The sequence below is a fragment of the Peribacillus sp. P4_D6 genome (assembly GCF_056401795.1).
In genome coordinates this window covers 1-1,465 of the sequence record NZ_JBFUIQ010000322.1, presented here as the reverse complement: position 1 = coordinate 1,465, position 1,465 = coordinate 1, and the positions used below count along the sequence as shown (strand labels likewise).

The following is a 1,465-nucleotide window of genomic DNA, read 5'->3' as shown; positions in this document are numbered from 1 at the left end:
ATCATCAGCGTTGAAATTTTTTTCTGCTTTGATTCAGCTAATTCTACTAATTCCGCTACATTTCGAAACATGATTTCTTCTCCTTCCTAAGTGGAAACGATTGCTCTATCAATCCACAATCCTTGCTACTTGAGTGATATTGGGGAGTGCTGTAATTTCAGCTATGACGTGATCCTCCAGGTTTTGGTCCACTTCAATCGTCATCAAGGCCATCTGCCCTTTCTCTTTTCGGGAGACTTCCATTTGGCCAATATTGATTTGATGCTTGGCTAATATGTTTGAAACATTGGCAATGGCACCAAATCGATCATCATGAACGACGAGTATGGCAGGGTTGTGCCCGGACAGCCTCAATTTAAATCCGTTCAATTCGACGATTTCGATCTTTCCCCCGCCTATCGATATTCCGACAAGTTCCAGTTCACCATCATCATCACCAACTGTTATTTTTGCTGTATTGGGATGTTCCGGTACTGCCTCTTCTTCTCGAAATGTAATTTTCATTTTCTTTTTGCGTGCTATTTCCAGCGATTCTTTGATTCTCTCATCAAATGTATCAAAATCAAGCAAGCCTCCTACAATGGCTACATCGGTTCCATGGCCTTTATAGGTTTTGGCAAACGATCCGTAAAAAGAAATATGGGCCCATTTTGGTTCCCGGTCGAATAAATTCCTGGCAACCCTACCGATCCTTGCAGCTCCTGCTGTATGGGAGCTGGAGGGGCCGATCATAACAGGACCAATTATATCGAATACACTTCTAAATTTCATGATTAGCTCCTCCTTCTATTCACTTGGAGTCAGTTTAATAATAAAGCCTGATATATTGTAATTACAATTATGCTGTCCGTAATCCTTCTTTTCATAAAAATAAATGCTCTTTTCGTAAAGATTGTTGTTTTTAAAACGAAACTATTTAAGATTGATTGGAGCGGAAGTGCGAGACTCCTGCGGGAGCAGCGGGACAGGTGAGACCCCACAGGCGTTTACGCCGAGGAGGCTCACCGCCCGCACCAAGGAAAGCGAGCATCTGGAGGGGAAATCAACCACCCCTCACTACCTGGTAAATAGCAACAAAGTATGTGAAAACAGCCAAAATAAAACTGCATAGCCTAATGACATATGCAGTTTATTGCCTTTTATTTTTTTCGGGATCCTCCAAACATTATGACGGATAGGTTTCCCTTATTTTCATGTTCTCTACTTATTCAATTGAAAAAATGAAAGAATATAAAGGTTGTTTCCCATTATGGACTTCAACTTCAACGTCTTCGAAATTCTCATTACAAAACGCAACAAGACTTTCGACATCTTCAGCAGTGGCATCTTCACCATATAAAATGGTAAGGATTTCTGAATCTTCGTCAATCATATCGGAAAGAAGATCTTTTGCCGCTTGAGTCATGTCTGTATCCTTCACCTTGATGGTGCCTTCAGCAATTCCCATGAAGTCCCCGGTCTCGAT

1 protein-coding gene and 1 pseudogene are annotated in these 1,465 nt (G+C 41.4%); both read right to left on the bottom strand.

Annotated features, from left to right (window positions below; all coding sequences use genetic code 11):
- Window positions 1-108: 108 nt before the first annotated feature.
- The gene (sdaAB, locus tag AC1DVB_RS27195) at window positions 109-771 is read right to left on the bottom strand and encodes an L-serine ammonia-lyase, iron-sulfur-dependent subunit beta (protein ID WP_034313754.1); all 663 of its coding nucleotides are present in this window, start codon (window positions 769-771) and stop codon (window positions 109-111) included.
- A 433-nt stretch (window positions 772-1,204) separates the two neighbouring features.
- Window positions 1,205-1,465 (bottom strand): annotated as a pseudogene (locus AC1DVB_RS27190) (hypothetical protein); the annotation flags it as partial.